19 protein-coding genes and 1 pseudogene are annotated in these 16,369 nt (G+C 67.2%); 12 read left to right on the top strand and 8 right to left on the bottom strand.

Features of this window, described 5'->3' with window-relative positions:
* The first annotated feature begins 44 nt into the window (after window positions 1-44).
* Both SMIR_RS38630 and SMIR_RS38625 read left to right on the top strand, forming a co-directional pair.
* Complete coding sequence (locus SMIR_RS38630; protein WP_168488730.1) at window positions 45-308, top strand: hypothetical protein; 264 nt, start codon at window positions 45-47, stop codon at window positions 306-308.
* A gap of 206 nt (window positions 309-514) precedes the next feature.
* Window positions 515-733 carry a hypothetical protein gene (locus tag SMIR_RS38625; RefSeq protein WP_248002770.1) on the top strand — a complete coding sequence of 73 codons (219 nt, stop codon included), beginning with the start codon at window positions 515-517 and terminating at the stop codon, window positions 731-733.
* 45 nt (window positions 734-778) lie between these two features.
* Here the strand turns inward: SMIR_RS38625 and SMIR_RS38620 are convergent, their stop codons facing one another.
* Together SMIR_RS38620 and SMIR_RS38615 are read right to left on the bottom strand one after the other, a co-directional pair.
* Window positions 779-1,657, bottom strand: a complete 879-nt coding sequence (locus SMIR_RS38620; protein WP_168488732.1) for an alpha/beta fold hydrolase — start codon at window positions 1,655-1,657, stop codon at window positions 779-781.
* Between the two features lie 95 nt (window positions 1,658-1,752).
* Window positions 1,753-2,454, bottom strand: coding sequence for an SDR family oxidoreductase (locus SMIR_RS38615; protein WP_168488734.1), 702 nt, complete (start codon window positions 2,452-2,454; stop codon window positions 1,753-1,755).
* Window positions 2,455-2,839: 385 nt separating this feature from the next.
* On the opposite strand from SMIR_RS38615, the pseudogene SMIR_RS38610 reads away from it, so the two are divergent.
* Together SMIR_RS38610 and SMIR_RS38605 are read left to right on the top strand one after the other, a co-directional pair.
* Window positions 2,840-3,390 (top strand): annotated as a pseudogene (locus SMIR_RS38610) (TetR/AcrR family transcriptional regulator).
* Between the two features lie 459 nt (window positions 3,391-3,849).
* Entirely contained in the window at window positions 3,850-4,947 is a 1,098-nt protein-coding gene (locus SMIR_RS38605) for an NmrA family NAD(P)-binding protein (protein ID WP_249938560.1), read from the top strand.
* A 607-nt stretch (window positions 4,948-5,554) separates the two neighbouring features.
* Here the strand turns inward: SMIR_RS38605 and SMIR_RS38595 are convergent.
* Window positions 5,555-6,022: an ester cyclase gene (locus SMIR_RS38595; protein WP_168488739.1), complete on the bottom strand. Its 468-nt coding sequence runs from the start codon at window positions 6,020-6,022 to the stop codon at window positions 5,555-5,557.
* 87 nt (window positions 6,023-6,109) lie between these two features.
* Here SMIR_RS38595 and SMIR_RS38590 point away from each other — a divergent pair, with 87 nt between their 5' ends.
* The 7 genes from SMIR_RS38590 to SMIR_RS38560 all read left to right on the top strand — a co-directional run bounded on the left by SMIR_RS38590 (window position 6,110) and on the right by SMIR_RS38560 (window position 11,775).
* Window positions 6,110-6,460, top strand: coding sequence for a winged helix-turn-helix transcriptional regulator (locus SMIR_RS38590; RefSeq protein WP_168488741.1), 351 nt, complete (start codon window positions 6,110-6,112; stop codon window positions 6,458-6,460).
* Between the two features lie 317 nt (window positions 6,461-6,777).
* Window positions 6,778-8,043, top strand: coding sequence for an IS701 family transposase (locus SMIR_RS38585; protein WP_168488627.1), 1,266 nt, complete (start codon window positions 6,778-6,780; stop codon window positions 8,041-8,043).
* 142 nt (window positions 8,044-8,185) lie between these two features.
* Window positions 8,186-8,542 (top strand): hypothetical protein, encoded by a 357-nt coding sequence (locus SMIR_RS38580; RefSeq protein WP_168488743.1) that lies wholly within the window; start codon window positions 8,186-8,188, stop codon window positions 8,540-8,542.
* A gap of 158 nt (window positions 8,543-8,700) precedes the next feature.
* A complete protein-coding gene (locus tag SMIR_RS38575; protein ID WP_212728088.1) occupies window positions 8,701-9,456 on the top strand; it encodes a hypothetical protein in 756 nt (251 codons plus the stop codon).
* Window positions 9,457-9,616: 160 nt separating this feature from the next.
* Window positions 9,617-10,348, top strand: coding sequence for a phosphotransferase (locus SMIR_RS38570; RefSeq protein ID WP_168488747.1), 732 nt, complete (start codon window positions 9,617-9,619; stop codon window positions 10,346-10,348).
* 75 nt (window positions 10,349-10,423) lie between these two features.
* Window positions 10,424-10,870, top strand: a complete 447-nt coding sequence (locus tag SMIR_RS38565; RefSeq protein ID WP_211118560.1) for a hypothetical protein — start codon at window positions 10,424-10,426, stop codon at window positions 10,868-10,870.
* A 71-nt stretch (window positions 10,871-10,941) separates the two neighbouring features.
* Complete coding sequence (locus SMIR_RS38560; protein WP_212728087.1) at window positions 10,942-11,775, top strand: transposase family protein; 834 nt, start codon at window positions 10,942-10,944, stop codon at window positions 11,773-11,775.
* Between the two features lie 35 nt (window positions 11,776-11,810).
* On the opposite strand, the gene SMIR_RS38555 is transcribed toward SMIR_RS38560, so the two are convergent.
* Together SMIR_RS38555 and SMIR_RS38550 are read right to left on the bottom strand one after the other, a co-directional pair.
* Complete coding sequence (locus SMIR_RS38555; protein WP_212728086.1) at window positions 11,811-12,359, bottom strand: putative immunity protein; 549 nt, start codon at window positions 12,357-12,359, stop codon at window positions 11,811-11,813.
* Between the two features lie 428 nt (window positions 12,360-12,787).
* Window positions 12,788-13,456 (bottom strand): class I SAM-dependent methyltransferase, encoded by a 669-nt coding sequence (locus SMIR_RS38550; protein ID WP_168488754.1) that lies wholly within the window; start codon window positions 13,454-13,456, stop codon window positions 12,788-12,790.
* A 616-nt stretch (window positions 13,457-14,072) separates the two neighbouring features.
* Here SMIR_RS38550 and SMIR_RS38545 point away from each other — a divergent pair.
* A complete protein-coding gene (locus SMIR_RS38545) occupies window positions 14,073-14,243 on the top strand; it encodes a hypothetical protein (protein WP_212728085.1) in 171 nt (56 codons plus the stop codon).
* On the opposite strand, the gene SMIR_RS43930 is transcribed toward SMIR_RS38545, so the two are convergent.
* The 3 genes from SMIR_RS43930 to SMIR_RS38535 all read right to left on the bottom strand — a co-directional run bounded on the left by SMIR_RS43930 (window position 14,227) and on the right by SMIR_RS38535 (window position 16,329).
* Window positions 14,227-14,547: a DUF6417 family protein gene (locus SMIR_RS43930; RefSeq protein WP_249938559.1), complete on the bottom strand. Its 321-nt coding sequence runs from the start codon at window positions 14,545-14,547 to the stop codon at window positions 14,227-14,229. The two genes, SMIR_RS38545 and SMIR_RS43930, sit on opposite strands and share 17 nt — an antisense overlap.
* A gap of 67 nt (window positions 14,548-14,614) precedes the next feature.
* Window positions 14,615-15,637 carry an LLM class flavin-dependent oxidoreductase gene (locus tag SMIR_RS38540; RefSeq protein ID WP_168488759.1) on the bottom strand — a complete coding sequence of 341 codons (1,023 nt, stop codon included), beginning with the start codon at window positions 15,635-15,637 and terminating at the stop codon, window positions 14,615-14,617.
* Between the two features lie 104 nt (window positions 15,638-15,741).
* The gene (locus tag SMIR_RS38535) at window positions 15,742-16,329 is read right to left on the bottom strand and encodes a hypothetical protein (protein WP_212728084.1); all 588 of its coding nucleotides are present in this window, start codon (window positions 16,327-16,329) and stop codon (window positions 15,742-15,744) included.
* Between the last annotated feature and the right edge of the window lie 40 nt (window positions 16,330-16,369).

Here is a 16,369-nt window from a genome sequence, read left to right as displayed (position 1 = left end):
CAGATCGGTTTCCATGGCGCAAGTGAGCGGGGAGCCGCTGACCTGTGAGCGATCCGAAAACGCGCACGCCCGCGCCGGCCGCCGTTCTCTGCCCGAAGGCCAATGCCTTCCAGCTGCGCCGCTGCAAGAAGGCCGTGCGGTCGACGATGGCGAGCGAGGGTGCCTGGTGCCGGCTCGGGCGCGGCTTGCTGCGGCGTCAGGCCATTGTGGTGGTGGGCACGGTGGGCCTGCTGCTGGCGCTCGGCGCGCCGTTCATGCGGATCGAGTTCGGCTCTATCAACGTGCAGCAACTGTCGAGCAGCTGTTAGGGCCGCCAGGTCTTCGACACCATGGAGCGCTCCTTCGATAGCGACGCGGTGAAGTCCATCGACTCGCTGCCTGTGCTGAAGTTCGACGCAACCTCGAAGGAGGAAGGCGCGGTGCTCCGGCGTACGCCGAGCAGCTCGGCGCCACGAGCGCCAAGATCACCGACGCCGAGGGCGCCACGGCCCGGTGTCGGTCACCTTCGACGGCAATGCCGTCTCGACCCATGCGCGCGACGCGGCTGTTCTTCACGGGAGGCGGCCAGATCATCAGCCGCACCAGCTACCACCGGGACTGGCACGAAACCCGCGCGCTCGCCCTGCCACCCGCGCTCACCAACACGCCGCTTGCGAAGCAGCACCCGTACGACCTGCGGCATTCGGCGCTGCCCAAGGGGATGGCCCAGCTCCGCGTTGCGATCTTGGCCTAGGACCGAAGCGGCTCGTCGACCGCGCGACCATTCAGGCCCTCGCGGTCATGCCATCGCGTTCAACAAGTCGGCCACTATTTCCGGCCTCTCCAGGGCGATGAAGTGGTGCGCTCCCGGTACCTCTGTGAAGTCGGCGGCGGGCAGCAGCTTCTTGTTGGCTTCCCGGTCCGAGGGCCGGGACCAGTCGTTCTCGCCGTAGACGAGGTGGACGGGAGCCTCGACCTCGGGGTAGCGCGCGCGTGCCGCGATGAGGCTGGGCATGTTCCGGTACAGAGCGCGGGCGACGGTCGGGAAGCCGGGACGCCTGCCTGACCGGAGGAGCTCGTCCAGGTAGTCCTCCCGAAAAGCGGCCTTGTCACCCACGCCGCCCTGCAGGATTCTACGCAGGACGGGCTTGGGCTCCTGCTGGGCGATCACCGGACCCACCCCCGGAGCGATAATCCCGCCGATCACCACACGAGCGAGGACACTGGACCGGGCGATTCCGTCTCGGTAGTCGTACGCGTTCACCGCGACGACGCGCCGTACCCGCTCCGGCAGATCGGCGGCGGTGGTGAGGGCGAGCACCCCGCCCAACGACTCCCCGACCAATGTCACGTCGTAGAGGTCGAGTTCGGTGAGGAGCCGTTCGACGCCCGCGCGCAGCGCCGGCTCTTCGTACGACGCGCCGGGCACGATCTCCGAGTAGCCCATCCCCGGCAGATCGAGGGCGTACACGGTGTACTGATCCGCGATCAGCGGCATGAGGAAGCGGAAGTGCTCGGCCTGCGTGCGCAGAGTGTGCAGCAGGACCAGGGGAGCTCCGGCGCCCGCTTTGCGGTAGCGCAGGGTGCCCTCGCGGCTGTGACGGCCTGCACGCGGGGCGATGGTGTGGCTGGTGGTCCCCGGAATATGGATCGTGGGACGCACCTCTTGGGTCGGCATCTCGCCGTCTCCTTGTGTCAATTGCGGATGGTGATTCGGATACGGCCGGGCAGGCGGGGGTGGCGCGCGGCCAGGGCCTTCGCTGCGGTCGGCCGCTACTTCGGCAGCTGGGGGTACAGCCCGGCCAGGCCCCCGGCCAAGCCCGCCTTGACCTGCCGTGAGACGTCGTCGGCGAGCACCTCGTACGCGCCCGTCTCGACGCCGTTCAGGGCGAGTGCGGCGACGTCACGCGGGTCGGACTTGGGTGCGTCGACGCCGACCGTCAGGTCCGTGTCCACGTATCCCACGTGCAGTCCGGTGACGGTGATGCCGCGCGGCTGCAGTTCCAGGCGCAGGGAGTTGGTCTGCGACCACAGGGCGGCCTTGGAGGCGCTGTAGGAGCCGCCGAGGGCCAGCCAGGAGAGCACGGAGTGCACGTTGAGGAGGCGGCCGCCGCCGTTGCGCTCGATGCCCGGCACAAGGGCCCGTGCGACCAGCAACGGGCCGTAGAAGTTGGTCTCGAACTCGCGGCGCACGTCGTCGACCGGTGAGTCAAGGAAGGACGCGCCCACCGACGCGCCAGCGTTGTTGATCAGGACGGTGACGTCTTCCGCCTGCGCGGCCGCCGCCGCCACGGAAGCCGGGTCGGTGACCTCCAGCGCCACCGGGACCGCATCCGGGTGCGTCACGCTGCGCGGGTCCCGGGCCGTCGCGTAGACCTTGCCGGCACCGCGCGCATAGAGCTCCTCCACGAGGGCCTTTCCTATACCGCGGCTGCCGCCGGTGACGAAGACACTCGCGCCTTTCAGAGCGGTCATGACATGCCTCCACAAATGCTCACAACAAGAAACCGATCGGTTTCCATCACCGTTAACCGATCGGTTCCCCGTTGCAAGCCCGAGCGGGAGCTGACTCCCGGTCCTGCCACCGGCCGAACTCAAGTCGATCCCGCGATCAGAGGGTCGCGTTGGGCCGTCGCCAGGCCGGACCGCGGCAGCCCGGCTCCGTCTCGTGGCAGCCGACATCCCCGTGGATGTCGGGGCGATGATCCTGAGGGCCCGCGCCCTTTGAGGCGCCAGGGGGCAGCACTGCATCCCCGTCGAGAAAGCCCAGGGAGACCGGCGTTCCGGCATGGCGGAGACGTAGCCACAATCGGTAAACCGATCGGTTTTCATTTACGGAAACCCGAGTTAGCCTCACATCATGACTACACAGGCGAAGCCGACGTCCCGAGAGCGGCTGCTGGAGGCAGCGGCCACGCTCGCCTACCGCGAGGGCGTCACTATCGGCGTCGAGGCGTTGTGCAAGGCGGCGGGGGTGTCCAAGCGCTCGATGTACCAGCTGTTCGAGAGCAAGGACGACCTGCTGGCGGCGAGCCTGGAGCGGCGAGCCGCTTCCTACGCTGCCCGTCTCCTGCCTGAGGCAGGAGACGGGCTTTCCGCCCGGGGGCGGATCCTGCATGTCTTCGAGCAGTTGGAGTCGCAGGCGGGGGCGCCGGAATTCAAGGGCTGTGCGTACCTGGCTGTGCAGATCGACCTGAAGGATCAGAGCCACCCCGCCAGCCGGGTGGCCCACCGGGTCAAGGGGAACCTGATGGCCAACAGGGTGGGGTGAGCGATCCGGGACGGCTGGCCCGGCAGCTGATGGTGGTCTTCGATGGCGCCAGTGCCCGTGCGGGGATCGGCGCCGACAAGCTGACGGGGCTCGTCGCGCCCATGGCGGCCGCCCTGCTCGATGCGGCAGGCATGCGCTGACGCATCGCCTTTCGGGCTGCCTGGGCAGACGGATGTGCGCTGCGATGGAGCGTCGACAAACGTCCTTCCCAGCCAAACGGGAGGAAGGCACAGGGCTCCGGCCGCACGGGTTCAACTCGTGACGAAGAGTCCGGTGCTGGCCGACGCGTGTCTGCCGGGTTGCGGACGACGGCCGGGCGCCGGGCAGGGGTTGCCGGGTCTCCGGTCATCCAGGCTGCCTGGCACCTGCATCTGTCCTGGCCGACCGTGATGGGCGCCTTCCGTGCCCAGGATCGTGAGGTCGTCGAGGCGCCACTGCCTGAGACCTTGCCGCACGGAAACCGATCGGAGTAACGTGTTTGAAACCGATCGGTTTCCCAAAGGGGTTCTCGATCGCCGGGCTGATGTAGATCAGTCTCGAACGCACCGCGCCCATCGCGTACTGATCACGTGCGTACTCAACCTCCGGAGTCGAACGCCATGTCTTCTCACACCACCTCCAACATCTTCGTGATCGGCGGTACAGGGGCTCAAGGAATGCCCATCGTCCGCTCTCTTGTCGCCGACAAGAAATACTCCGTCCGGGTTCTCACTCGCGATTCCAACTCCCCCCGAGCCCAAGCGCTCCTCGCGCTCGGCAACGTCTCCCTCCTCGAAGGGTCGTTCGCCGACGAGGACGCGTTGCGGGAAGGGTTTCGAAGCTGTGACGGCGCATTCATCAACATCGACGGGTTCAACACCGGCGAGAAAACGGAGACCTACTGGGCGATCCGCAGTTACGAGATAGCGATTGAAGAAGGAATCAAGTTCTTCGTCTACGGAAACCTCGACTACACTCTCAAGAAGTCCGGCTACGACTCGAGGTTCCGCACCGGGCATTATGACGGTAAAGGCCGCATGGCCGAATGGGTGCTGTTTCAAAATGAAAAGAACAGGGACCGGATGGGAGCAGCGGTCTTCACGTCAGGTCCCTACATTGAGATGGTGATCTCACCGCTCACGCCCATGACACCCAGCGTTGAAAACGGTGTCGTCACGTGGCGAGTCCCTCTCGGCGAGGGAGCCGTTCCTCACGTGGCCCTCGAAGACTGCGGCTTCTACGCTCGCTGGCTCTTCGACCATCCGGAGCGCGCGAATGGCACGGACCTTGAAGTCGCCATCGAGCACATGACCTATGCCGACATGGCTGCGGCGTTCGAGAAGGTCACCGGGCATCCGGCGCAGTACATCGACACTGATCTGGATACTTATTGGAACGCGCCGGACGTGAAGGGCATTGCTGATCAGCCTGCCGGTTATAACGCCGATCCCAACGACAAAAGCACCATGAGCTTCCGGGACAACTTCACGGGCTTCTGGAATACGTGGAAGCACGGAATCATCACTAGGGATTACGCTCTGCTCGATGAAATCCACCCCAACAGGATCAGGAGTGCTGAGGAGTGGTTCCGCCGGGAGGATCAGGTGGGAAGGGAACTCGGTAAAGGTAGTCTCTGGGAGAGGGTCCAACCGGAGAACTGGAGCCTCGACTCTGCGATCCTCAAGAGCAGTGCTGATATGAGGACGGGCAAGTTGTAAACGGGTGAACGGTATGGCGGCTCGGTAGATGCTGAGCGATGAGTTGAATGTTCGCGATCTTCGCCGGGAGTTGTTGCCGGGGAGCGTACGGCTCCGCGGCGGTTCGTCCGACGGCGACGGCCGTGTCAGCGCAGGTCGTGCGTGTACGTGGTGACGGGGCTGGGGCAAGTCCGGGATGGCCCCGTACTCGCCGATGCCGGCGTCGCGGATGGCAGCCGTGAAGCGGCCTGCCGGAGCTGGGCAGCGGTGACAGCCGTGGCGGCGGGACCGAGCCGACGAGCGTCCGGCACTGCGGTCCACGAGGTGCGGCGAGGCGACGCAGCACGGCCATCGTCGACCGGCTGACCTTCACGGTGCGATCATCCAGACCGGGACGGAGTCCTACCGCCTCGCTCACACCAAGGCGCAGGCCGAACGCGCCGCGGCCGGCTGAGTTCATCCCCGGTGAGGACGGCGGCTCCGGCGGTGCCGATGGCCCGCCGCCCCACCCACTCATGGCCGCCGGCATGCCTTTCCCGGACTGGCCCCTGGAACGAGTGCGCCGCGTCGAGGCGGCGGTTGCCGATCAGGGTTCAGGGGCAGGCGTGGTCCGAGAAGGTCTCGATCTTCAGGCCGGCTGTGTGCCGGTGCTGATCTGTTGGGTGAGCTTGAGCAGTTCTTCGACGTGGTAGATCTCGGTGATCTTGCCGTCGACAACGCGGAGGATGTCGGTGCCGGTGATGTCGACCGGGTTGCCGCTGGCGGCGAACCCGAAGGCGTCTCCGGTGTGGGTCCCGGTCATCCGCCAGTGGAGGACAACCCAGCCGCCGGGGAGCTCCTGCTGGAACAGGATCCGGTGCTGCGTGTCGGTGAATCCGTCGCGGACCGCGGCGATCAGCACTCGCATGCCGTCGAGGCCCGAGGCGGCGCCGTCAGCGGGGTTGTGGTCGATCACGTCGGGGGCGAACACCTCGTCCGCCCCGGCGACGTTGCCGGTGTCGTAGAGCTCAAGGTTGCGCGCGGCGACCCGCAACGCGGTGGTCGTGGCCGAGCGCACCATCTCGCTCGCGGTGTTGGCCGTACTGATCGCGGTCATGAGGTCCTCCATGGTGTGGGGTGCGGGCTGCTCCGGCTATAGTTCCCTGAGGGAATCAGTTCCCTCAAATGAACTAACGGGGAGAGTATGAGTGAGCTGGATCACCCTTTGCCGGAATGTCCGATCGCCCGATTCCTGACCGTGCTGGACGGGCCCTGGGCGACGCTGATCGTGAGGGAGCTGCTGACCGGCCCGAAACGCTTCACCGAGCTGCGCGCCGGACTTCCGGGGATCAGTCCCAAGACCCTGTCCTCACGGCTGCGACGATTCGTACTCCTAGGGCTGGTCACCCGCACGGCCTATCCGGAGATCCCGCCCCGCGTGGAGTACGAACTCACCCCGGCAGGCGCACGACTCGAGGTCGTGCTGGCCACCATGGGCGCCTGGGCCGAACAAGACCTTCCCCGCACTGGCGCGTTCCTCATCGAAGATCGGTAACCAGGACCCGCCGACTGGGCGACCGAAACAGTGCCTGACAGGGCATCTCAGGCCGAAAGGGCGGCTGGCTGGCGCGGCTTGGAGAATCCGGGCCCGCAGACAAGCACTGACGCAGCGGCACAGTGACATCGATTCCCATGGACATTGATCATAAAAACGCGCGCCAGGTGACTCCCGAACTCAGGTCGAAACGACATCCACGGAAAGTGACACAGCCAGACACCCGCACAGCAGTGTCCAGCCAACTCCTAGTAGGGCTTGGTCAGGTCGGTTGTGGTGGTGCGTGTCCTGTCGGCCCGGTGTGGCGTTGAGAGTGTGTGACTCCGGACGAGATTGCTGTGGTGCGTGGTGAGTTGGAGGCGTTCGCGGCGGAGGTGTTCGAGCCGTTCGCGCGCAAGGATCAGCGCCGGTGGGGGCAGGTTTATCTGCGGGGGCTGCTGACCGACGGGCAGCGTAAGTCGGTCGAGCCGATGGCCGCCCGGCTCGGGGAGGACGGCAATCGTCAGGCACTGGCCAACTTCATCACCACCAGCCCCTGGGACCCGGCACATATCCGGGCCCAGCTCGCCTGGCGGATGGAGAAGGTGATCGGGCCGGAAGCCCTGGTCTTCGACGACACCGGGTTCCTCAAGGACGGGACTGCCTCGGCATGCGTGTCGCGGCAGTACACCGGCACCGCGGGCAAGGTCACCAACTGCCAGGTCGGCGTCTCGGTCCACCTCGCGTCCGAGACCGCCTCGGCGGCGGTCAACTGGCGGCTGTTCCTGCCCCGGACCTGGGATCCCGCCTCACCGAAGGCCGATGCGGACAAGATCGCCCGCCGCACCGCCTGCGGCATCCCGGACGATGTCGGGCATGTGGAGAAGTGGCAGCTGGCCCTGGACATGCTCGACGAGACCCGCTCGTGGGGGATCGAGGTGCCGCTGGCCGTCGCGGACGCCGGATACGGCGACGCTGCCGCGTTCCGCCACGGACTGCAGGCCCGCGGCCTGAATTACGTGGTGGGGATCTCCACCACGCTGTCGGCTCAGCCCGCCGACGCGGTGCCGGTGGCCGAGCCGTACTCCGGGACCGGACGCCCGCCGGTGGCCAAGTATCCCGACAAGCCACGGTCGGTGAAGGAGTTGGTCATCGCGGCGGGGCGGAAGGCAGCTCGGCCGGTGCAGTGGCGTGAAGGCTCCCGGCCTGGCACCGGCCGCTCCGGCCGCAAGCGGATGTACTCCCGCTTCGTGGCCTTGCGCATCCGGCCTGCCGGACGCGAGGTTCGGCAGGCCACCAACGGCCCGGAGCTGCCAGAGTGCTGGCTGTTGGCCGAATGGCCTGCCGGTGAGAGCGAGCCGGTGCAGTTCTGGCTGTCCGACCTGCCCTCCGGCATGCCTCTGACCACGCTGGTCCGGCTCGCCAAGCTCCGCTGGCGCATCGAGCACGACTACCGGGAGATGAAGCAGGCCCTGGGCCTGGCCCATTTCGAGGGCCGGACCTGGGGCGGCTGGCACCACCACGTCACCCTTGTCTCTGTCGCACATGCCTTCTGCACTCTGCAACGACTGGCCCGGGCCCCAAAAGACACGGCGTCGGCCTGAGCCTCTACCAGGTCGTCCGCGAGCTACAGACACTGCTCGCGGTCTGGACCGGCGCCTGCCCGACCTGCCACCGCGACATACCAGCACCAATACAGACCTGACCAAGCCCTACTAGTCAGTCCGCCCAACGGAACACAAGGACTTGACAGGGAATGTGAAGTCGGCGATCACCCGGTCTCTGCTCGAGCACGGCCGAGCCGGCTCCTTCGCCTTCCCGCCGCCGATCGGCTCATTGCTGGACGTAGACCTGGAGGACGGCGTCCTCCTGAGGGTCCATATGGACGGCGGGGTGCAGCCCGACTGGGACGGCGGCCGCATTCCTGTTCTGGGACCCGGCGTGGTGCCGGACCCCGGGGTGCTCTCCCGCTGCCCGTACGTGTACCGGGTGCGATGTGAGAGCGACGGCGCCAGCCGCCAGGTGTGGATCGGCACCCAAAGCCTGGCCCACCCCACCGAATGGGCCCCCTCGCCGACTGCTCCTGGACCGACGACGGCCTGATAACCCCCGCTGCCAGCGAGATCCTGCGACAACACCCCCCTACGACCGGCCCTCCACCGACCGGCACGGCGACAGAGGGCACGGGAGCCCTGCCGGAGAACGTCATCCGGTTCATCCGCGGCCTGGAGGCAGCTCAGCGCGCTGGGACCGTCGAACACGTGCGCCGCCTGTATGCCAGCAGCGGCCCCTTCCTCGAAACCCTGACCGGCCCGGCCCGCACTGAAGCACAAGCAGCCCTCGACGAAGCCCGGGACTGGCTCACCGGGCATGAGGACTACCAGCAACGCGTCTTCGCCGACCTCGCCAAAGCCGTCTCCGAGAGGCGGGCCTGGGACGTCCGCTCCCAGTTGCAGACCGCCACGGCCCTCACCCGGCGCGGCGCCAGCGCCTCCGAGCAGCGTGTCCTGGCCGCAGCCCGCGCCTTCCTCCGCCAGCAAGACCACCTCCCCGCCGCCGGCGCGGGCCGGACCGTCCTCTATCCCCCTCCCCTGCGCCCCCGCCCCAAACGCAAACGGCCCGGCCCGCCACGCGAGGGCCCCAAGCCGCAGCCGCCGCGCAGGCAGCAATCCCCGAAAGAGACACTGGAACAACACCTCAACGGCGCACGCCAGGAGCGTCGTCAACGCCGAGCGGCGCTACGGGAAGTCCGCAGCATCCTCGTCTACCTCAACGGCGCAGCCGACCTATCCGTCGCCGAGGAACGCCGACTGATCACACAGCTGACTGCAGCTGCCAGCGCAGCCGGCAGTTCGCTCTCGGGCAGCGAGCGGCGCAAGGCCAGTGTCCGGATCGAAAAGCAGCCGCCCCGACACCCGAGGACTCCCCTCGCGCGCAGAAGAAGCCCCCCGCACGACCGCCCCGCCGCCACCAGGGGCTTGAGCCCGAGGTGCTGGAGTGAGCCCCCGCCAACTTGACATCGCAGGTCAAAGGGCTGGTGTGCTCGTCTGTCGGGGTGCTCGCGCTGGTCGTGGGCGGGAGTCTGCGGAGTAGATCATCTGGCGGGGTGTCTTGGGGCGGATCAAGCGTCGGGACAAGTTATGAGCGTTAGAGGTAGTGATCAGGCAGGGTGGATGGATGCCTGAGTCGTTCTTGCCCGGAGGTTTCGTCAATGCGGTCGTTCGTGTCGGGGACACGGTGCGTCGTCCAGCTTCGGCGAAGTTCGTGGGTGATCTGCTGAGGTTGCTTGAAGCCAGTGGCTGGGGTGGTGCTCCGCGGTATCTCGGTGTGGACGACGAGGGCCGTGAAGTCCTCAGTTACCTCGATGGCCACGTGGCATGGGAGCCGCGACAACCTGCTGCTGTGTCATCGGACGAGAGTCTGGTGACGGTCGCCCGGCTCGTGCGTGAGTTCCATGACCTGACGGCCGGCACCCCGCTGGCCGGAGAACAAGAGGTCGTTTGTCACAACGACCTGTCGCCCAAGAACACGGTCTATCAGCTGTGCGGTGGCGAGCTTCGGCCAGCGGCATTCATCGACTGGGACCTTGCGGCACCGGGCGCGCGGATCCACGACATCGCTCATGTCTGCTGGCAGTACCTCGGTCTGGGCTCTTCGGTCACCGACGTCGAGAAGGCAGCCCGACGGATGAGGCTGATCGTTGACAGCTACGAGTTGCCTGACCGGCAACGTCTCGTGTCCACGATCTTGTGGTGGCAGGATCGGTGTTGGCGGGGCATCGAGACCCAGGCCGATGCGGGTGACTTCGCCATGGCCCGGCTCCGTGACGCAGGGGCAGTGAGGCAAGTTCAGTCGGCCTATCAGTGGGTTTCCGATCATCGAGATGCATTGGAACGCTCAGTGCAGTGAGCGCGTGGGCAACGGCCGCGGTCGATTCACCGGTTCCTGCCCGTGGCGGTCGGACGGCCTCCTACGATCCGGCGCATGCTGGATCCCGAACTACTGGAACGAATCACCGCGCGGCGCGCGGAACTGGACGAACTCGAAGAACAGCTGGCCAAGCAGCTGGCGGAGGTGCGGGCCGAGCGGGACGAACTCGCCGTCGCCGAACGGGTCTTTGAGCGGGTGAGCGAGCAGCTCGCCAACGAACGAGAGTCGGCCGGCCTTGGACCTGGGCAGGTGGGCGGCCGTGCGGTGATGCTGATTCCGCACCGTACGCCGGACGTTGAGGAGACCATGCTCCCGCCCGACTACCAGCGCATCGTTGCCGCCGTGCGGCAGGCCGCCAGACCGGTCATGGCCCGGCAGGTCGGCGAGATGTTGGGCGTCGACGTCAGCGTTCGGGCCAAACTGGAACCGCTGCGCGGGAGGCTGGTCAATCGCGGCTGGCTGAGGAAGCTGCCCGACGGCCGGTTCACCACCCGCCTGTGACCAGGAACACCGCCACTCGGAGCGGCTCGGCGCGGGCGTAACCGGGGTACCCCGGCGGCCGTTGGAATTGTGTGACGAATGCCCAAAAGCGCGCCGAGGACACCTGCCCGCTTGTCTACCAGTGCCGTCTGCCGCTGTCCACGCGCACTGTCAACCACCTCGCCGATCTGCTGCGGCGCCACCTGAAGGCGATACGGTCCCGGTGGCGGATCCTGCCGCCCGGACGGATCGCGGTGATCGTCCTGGCCGTGCTGCGCCACGACCAGCGCCTGGCCTACATGGCCGGCGGCAACAACGTGTCCGAATCCACCGTCCGCCGCTGGCGCGACGAGCTGATCACCCTGCTCGCCGCGCAGGCCCCACGTCTGGACCGCGTCCTGAAGAAGGTCGCCAAGCACGGCGGGGAAGTGGTCCTGATCGACGGCACCCTCATCCCCACCCAGCGCCGCACCGGAAAGGCCAACCGGCGGAACTACTCCGGCAAGCATCGCCGTCACGGCCTCCACTTCTTTGCGCTGACAGACGAGCAGGGCCGCCTGATCTGGATATCCGCTGCCCGGCCCGGCCGCACCCACGACATCACCGCCGCCCGCCACGACCACATCCTGGCCCACCTGCGCGCCGCCGGCCTCGGCGCCCTCGCGGACCTCGGCTTCCGCGGCCTGGACAACGACGTACTCGACCCCGTGATCGTCACCGGCTTTCACGCCAGCCGCACCCACAAACTCACCCCAGGCCAGAAGGAAGCCAACCGCGTCCTCGCCGTCGGGCGCGCACCGGTCGAGCACGGCTTCGCCCACCTCAAAAACTGGCGGACCCTCACCAAGCTCCGCACCGACACCGCCCACGCGACCCGCCTCCTGCGCGCCCTGCTTGTCCTGACGAACCTCGAAGTCAACCGTTGACGGATGTGAGGCCCGCTCCGCCTGGACTCTGAAAGTCACTCAGCGATGGTGAGTGAACGAAGGTCAGCGTCCAGCATGCGGATCAACTCACCAACCCGTCCGCCGCCACTCGGCGCCGCCGGGAAGCGTTTGAGCACGTCAATGACGACTGGTGTCGCACGATGCACCGTCTGCTCGATACTTTCGGCACCAACGCTCCAATCGTCGCCGTCGACGAGTTCGGCCGCTCTGGCCGAGTAAGCGCCAGCTCCGAGGATGTGCTTGACCTGGGTGGCCTTGGCCAACGGATGCAGGTAGGCGGCGCCTGCCGCAGACATCGCAGCCCACGCTGCCTCTCGGGCAGCCGCAGTATCCGCGCCCTTGGCCGCTTTGAGGGCCGCCGATGCCGTGTCGCGCAGAGACTTCCCGCGTTCGCCGCCCCGGGTGAACTCCCACGCGGCACTGATCGCGTCTCGAGGCCGCGAGTCGTCCGGCTGATCGGCCTCGAATACCTCAAGCGCCGCCTCAGCACAGGCCGCAGCGAACGCGGCGATCTCACGAAGGTCCTGCTTGCTCAGAACGATCTCGCTCGCGTCCCCTGTCATGGGTTCCATCTTCCACGATTGCGCCGGACCGCTAGTTGGTAGGGACGGCTCCGGGCTTCATATGCCGACTGGCTCCCAAGCTGACCGGATCGCCGAACCGCTGAACCGGCTCGGGACGCGAGCATTCACCGGCTCGTAGAAGGCCGCCCGGCCACAGCGAACGGAAGACGAGCAGCCGACCGCTGACAGACGATCTACTCCTCAGACAGCCGCCCACGACCAGCCCGAGTACCCCGAGATCCGGTCATACCAGCCCTTTGACCAGCGAATTCGAGTTGGCGGAGGCTCATCGTGCGCACCACCCGCACCGCGCACCGCACATGGTGCGCATCGGATCCGGCCGCGCACCTATATCACACACCCCCTTGGCCGCGACCCTTTCGGCGGCTGCGGCGAGAGCTGTCAAGACATCTCAGGGGACTAGGAAGTCAAGCTTGCTCCTCGGTAGTCGGCTTGTAGGCCAGGAAACTGGCGAACTTCCAGTTCAGTTCCTCGTCGGGCTCCTGCACCAGCTGAGCGGTGATGGTGAATTCGGCCTGGTTCAGCAGCTCAACGAGCTGGTGTGTGGGCAGCCGATACGACGCGTAAGACACGGGGTGGCCGCCATAGCCGTGTGTCGGACGGCGGTGCTCACCGGTGCCCACGTGGCCAGCTAGGAGGAGATGTCCGCCGGGTGCCAGGGTGCGGTGGAACTCGGCGAACACGACCGGCAGCAGCTCCGGAGGTGTGTGGTGGGTGGAGTAGTACGCCAGGATGCCGCCGAGCGTGTCGTCTTCGATCTCCAGCGCGGTCATGGAGCCCACGGAAAAGCGCAGCTCCGGATAGGCGCTTCGGGCTAGTTCGATCATCTTCGGGGACACATCGATGCCGAAGACAGAAACCCCGAGTTCGGCCATGTGCGCCGTCACTCTTCCGGGTCCGCAGCCCAGGTCCGCGACCGGTCCTCGGTCAGATGCCTGCACCAGCTCGGCGAAGGCGGTCAGCATCGAGCGAGACAGCGGGTCCAGCTCAGACGGGGTCTTGACAAGGGAGGCGTAGTCGTCGGCCACGGTGTCGTATGACTCCCGGACCGCGGCAAGGTAGGAAGGCTCAGTCACGCGGTGAAACTAGACGGGTGCACTGACAGCGCCTGTGACCGATGGCCTGCTCACGCAGGTCCTTGAGGGAGTGGCCGCCGTAGCCGTCGGTCCGGCCGGCCGGCGGGTTCGGCGGCCTGGCGGGCAGTAGGTCGGGACGGGCGCGGCTGGACGGACGGCGCTGACCGATCGTCTCGCCATAATTGGCTTCTCAGCATTCCACAGACCTAAACGCCAATCGGCGGGCTAAGCGGCCGCGCTTCCGAATGTCGACTGATCCACAACACCACCTGCTACTGCTCTACACCGGTGCCCATGTCCCACCCGCTGGCGCACCCGCAACTGCCGCCCATCTTTCACCGCGTCAGATTTATTACAGGGCCGACAAGTTGAGGGCCGAAGATGCACGGACATGAAGCACCATGTACAGAAGATGACCGTTCGGACGCGGAGAGTAACGTGCATCACACTGTGAGCCGCCTGATCCGCTAGGCGCGCGCCCCGCGCTCCCCGAGCGCCCTGTGCCTCACCTCGCGCGCGGCACCCGGAAACAAGCTCCGGAGCACGCCACACACTGCACCCGACGCCCTGACCTCATCACCCTCGCGGTATCCCCGGCCATCCCGCGTCCGGGGCAGTGGCAGACCGGTCCAAGGGTGACAAGGACCCCAGCGACCAGTACCTGACCGACTGGGTCGCCGACAAAACCCGGTGGGGCCTGTCCATCGACCCCACCGAACAAGCCACGCTCACCGAGGGCCTCAGCCGCTGCCCCGACCAACCCATCCACGTCACCCTCGCCCGCTAGACCCCGCGCCACGGGGCGCGGCCTTGCCCGGCGCCGTCGTCACGACGACGCCCGGTGCCGGCCCGTCCCGCTCGGCTGGATACGGGCAGTGCGCGACGCCGCACTCGCGAGCGAAGCGGTTGGCCTCCGCGGCCGAGCCGGTCATCCGGTGTAGCCACAACCTGTACGCCACCGACTCCATCTGTTCCCGCGTCAGGCACAGTCGCCACCGCTTGATCCCGTGATCACACGACGCCGAACGGACCTGATCCGCCAGCCCATCAGCGGGCGGTACCCGGAGTCGGCCGGTGAGGCCGACAAACACCCGCAAGGTGCACGGTGACGAAGAGGTCGCCGGTGCCGAGCCGGCCCGCACGCAGGGCGGCAGGCACTCAGCGCCAGCCGAGCTCCGGCGCTACGTGGGTGAGGATGCTCTCCAGCACATGGGCGTTGTAGTCGACACCGAGCTGGTTCGGGATGGTCAGCAGCAGGGTGTCCGCGGCTTGGATGGCCTCGTCTTCCTGGAGTTGCTTCACCAGTACGTCCGGCTCGGCGGCGTACGAGCGTCCGAAGATCGCCCTGGTCGTGTCGTCAATCATGCCGAGCTGGTCCCGCGAGTTGCGGTCGTGGCCGAAGTAGGCCCGGTCCAGGTCGTTGGTCAGGGCAAAGACGCTGCGGCTGACCGACACACGCGGTTCTCGCGTGTGGCCTGCCTCCTTGTACGCCTCGCGGTACGCCTCGATCTGCTTGCGCTGCTGGACGTGCAACGGCTCGCCCGTCTCGTCGTCCTTCAGTGTGGAACTCTGCAGGTTCATCCCCAGCTTCGCGGCCCAGACGGCGGTCGCGTTCGAGCCGGAGCCCCACCAGATCCGCTCGCGCAGCCCCTCGGAGTGCGGCTCGATGCGCAGCAGCCCCGGCGGGTTGGGGAACATCGGCCGCGGGTTCGGCTGCGCGAAGCCTTCGCCCTCGAGCACCTTGAGGAAGGCCTCGGTGTGCCGGCGGGCCATGTCCGTGCCGGTCTCGCCCTCCGCGGGGGTGTAACCGAAGTATCGCCAGCCGTCGATCACCTGTTCCGGTGATCCGCGGCTGATGCCGAGTTGCAGCCGGCCGCCGGAGATGAGGTCGGCAGCGCCGGCGTCCTCGGCCATGTACAGCGGGTTCTCATAGCGCATGTCGATCACGCCGGTGCCGATCTCGATCTTCGAGGTCCGTGCGCCGATGGCCGAGAGCAGCGGGAACGGGCTGGCTGCCTGCTGCGCGAAGTGGTGCACCCGGAAGTACGCACCGTCCACGCCGAGCTCCTCGGCAGCGACCGCCAGGTCGATGGACTGGTGCAGGAAGTCGGCTGCGGACCGGGTCTTGGACTGCGCACTCGGCGACCAGTGGCCAAACGAGAGGAAACCTATCTTCTTCACTCAAGGTGAAAGCATCCGGCGGCTGCGTTGATTCCCCGCGTCGGCACGGTGCGACCAGGCCGAACGGCCGGTGCGGCCATCGAGACCCCCCTCAGGGGCGAGTGTCAGTCTTGTTCGCCGGGGTGCGTGTAGGTGGTGGTGTAGTCCTCCACGGGCGTGGCCATGTCTGCGGCGTAGTCGGCGCGGGCCTGCCGGTCCGCTTCGGTGATGCCGGGGTGGACGGGGGGCGTGTGGGGTGCGGGCCAGAGTTGGACGAGGTGGCGTTCCCCGTGGTCGCCGATGCCGGGTTCGGGGTCGTCGGCGTGGCAGTACAGACGCATCCGCACCCAGTCCGACCCGTCGGATGAGAACGGGAACTCCAGCGGAGGTTCGTCGTCCGGCCATGCGTCGAGGATGTCGCCTTGTTCGAGGGTCGCGACGTAGAGGGCGGGGAGGTCGGCCCGCAGGCTGATCTCCTCCGCGGGCTCCCACTCGGCGCCGGTCTCGCGTGCCGGCGGGGCGTCGTGGACCTGGACGGTCAGCTGGAGGGGGCCGGTGTCGGTGGTGGTGAGGACGACGCCGCCGGCGTCGGTGGCCGCGCCGCAGCGCCAGCCGAAGGGCATCTCTTTGGGGTACTCGTAGTCGTCGGTGAAGCCGATCAGATAGCCGCCTTCGCCTAGCTCGACGGTGAACGACGATGCACGGACCAGCATGGAAAGCCTCCTTGAACGGGGCAGGGTGCCCCCTCCCGGA

The sequence above is a fragment of the Streptomyces mirabilis genome, from assembly GCF_018310535.1.
Lineage (GTDB): Bacteria > Actinomycetota > Actinomycetes > Streptomycetales > Streptomycetaceae > Streptomyces.
This window is presented reverse-complemented; position numbering and strand designations above follow the sequence as displayed.

Bases quoted from the DNA above. Each gene is read 5' to 3' on its own strand.
- SMIR_RS38625 (WP_248002770.1), top strand. From the start codon at position 515: ATGCCGTCTCGACCCATGCGCGCGACGCGGCTGTTCTTCACGGGAGGC.
- SMIR_RS38620 (WP_168488732.1), bottom strand. From the start codon at position 1,657: ATGCCGACCCAAGAGGTGCGTCCCACGATCCATATTCCGGGGACCACC.
- SMIR_RS38615 (WP_168488734.1), bottom strand. From the start codon at position 2,454: ATGACCGCTCTGAAAGGCGCGAGTGTCTTCGTCACCGGCGGCAGCCGC.
- SMIR_RS38605 (WP_249938560.1), top strand. From the start codon at position 3,850: ATGTCTTCTCACACCACCTCCAACATCTTCGTGATCGGCGGTACAGGG.
- SMIR_RS38595 (WP_168488739.1), bottom strand. From the start codon at position 6,022: ATGACCGCGATCAGTACGGCCAACACCGCGAGCGAGATGGTGCGCTCG.
- SMIR_RS38590 (WP_168488741.1), top strand. From the start codon at position 6,110: ATGAGTGAGCTGGATCACCCTTTGCCGGAATGTCCGATCGCCCGATTC.
- SMIR_RS38570 (WP_168488747.1), top strand. From the start codon at position 9,617: ATGCCTGAGTCGTTCTTGCCCGGAGGTTTCGTCAATGCGGTCGTTCGT.
- SMIR_RS38565 (WP_211118560.1), top strand. From the start codon at position 10,424: ATGCTGGATCCCGAACTACTGGAACGAATCACCGCGCGGCGCGCGGAA.
- SMIR_RS38555 (WP_212728086.1), bottom strand. From the start codon at position 12,359: ATGACAGGGGACGCGAGCGAGATCGTTCTGAGCAAGCAGGACCTTCGT.
- SMIR_RS38535 (WP_212728084.1), bottom strand. From the start codon at position 16,329: ATGCTGGTCCGTGCATCGTCGTTCACCGTCGAGCTAGGCGAAGGCGGC.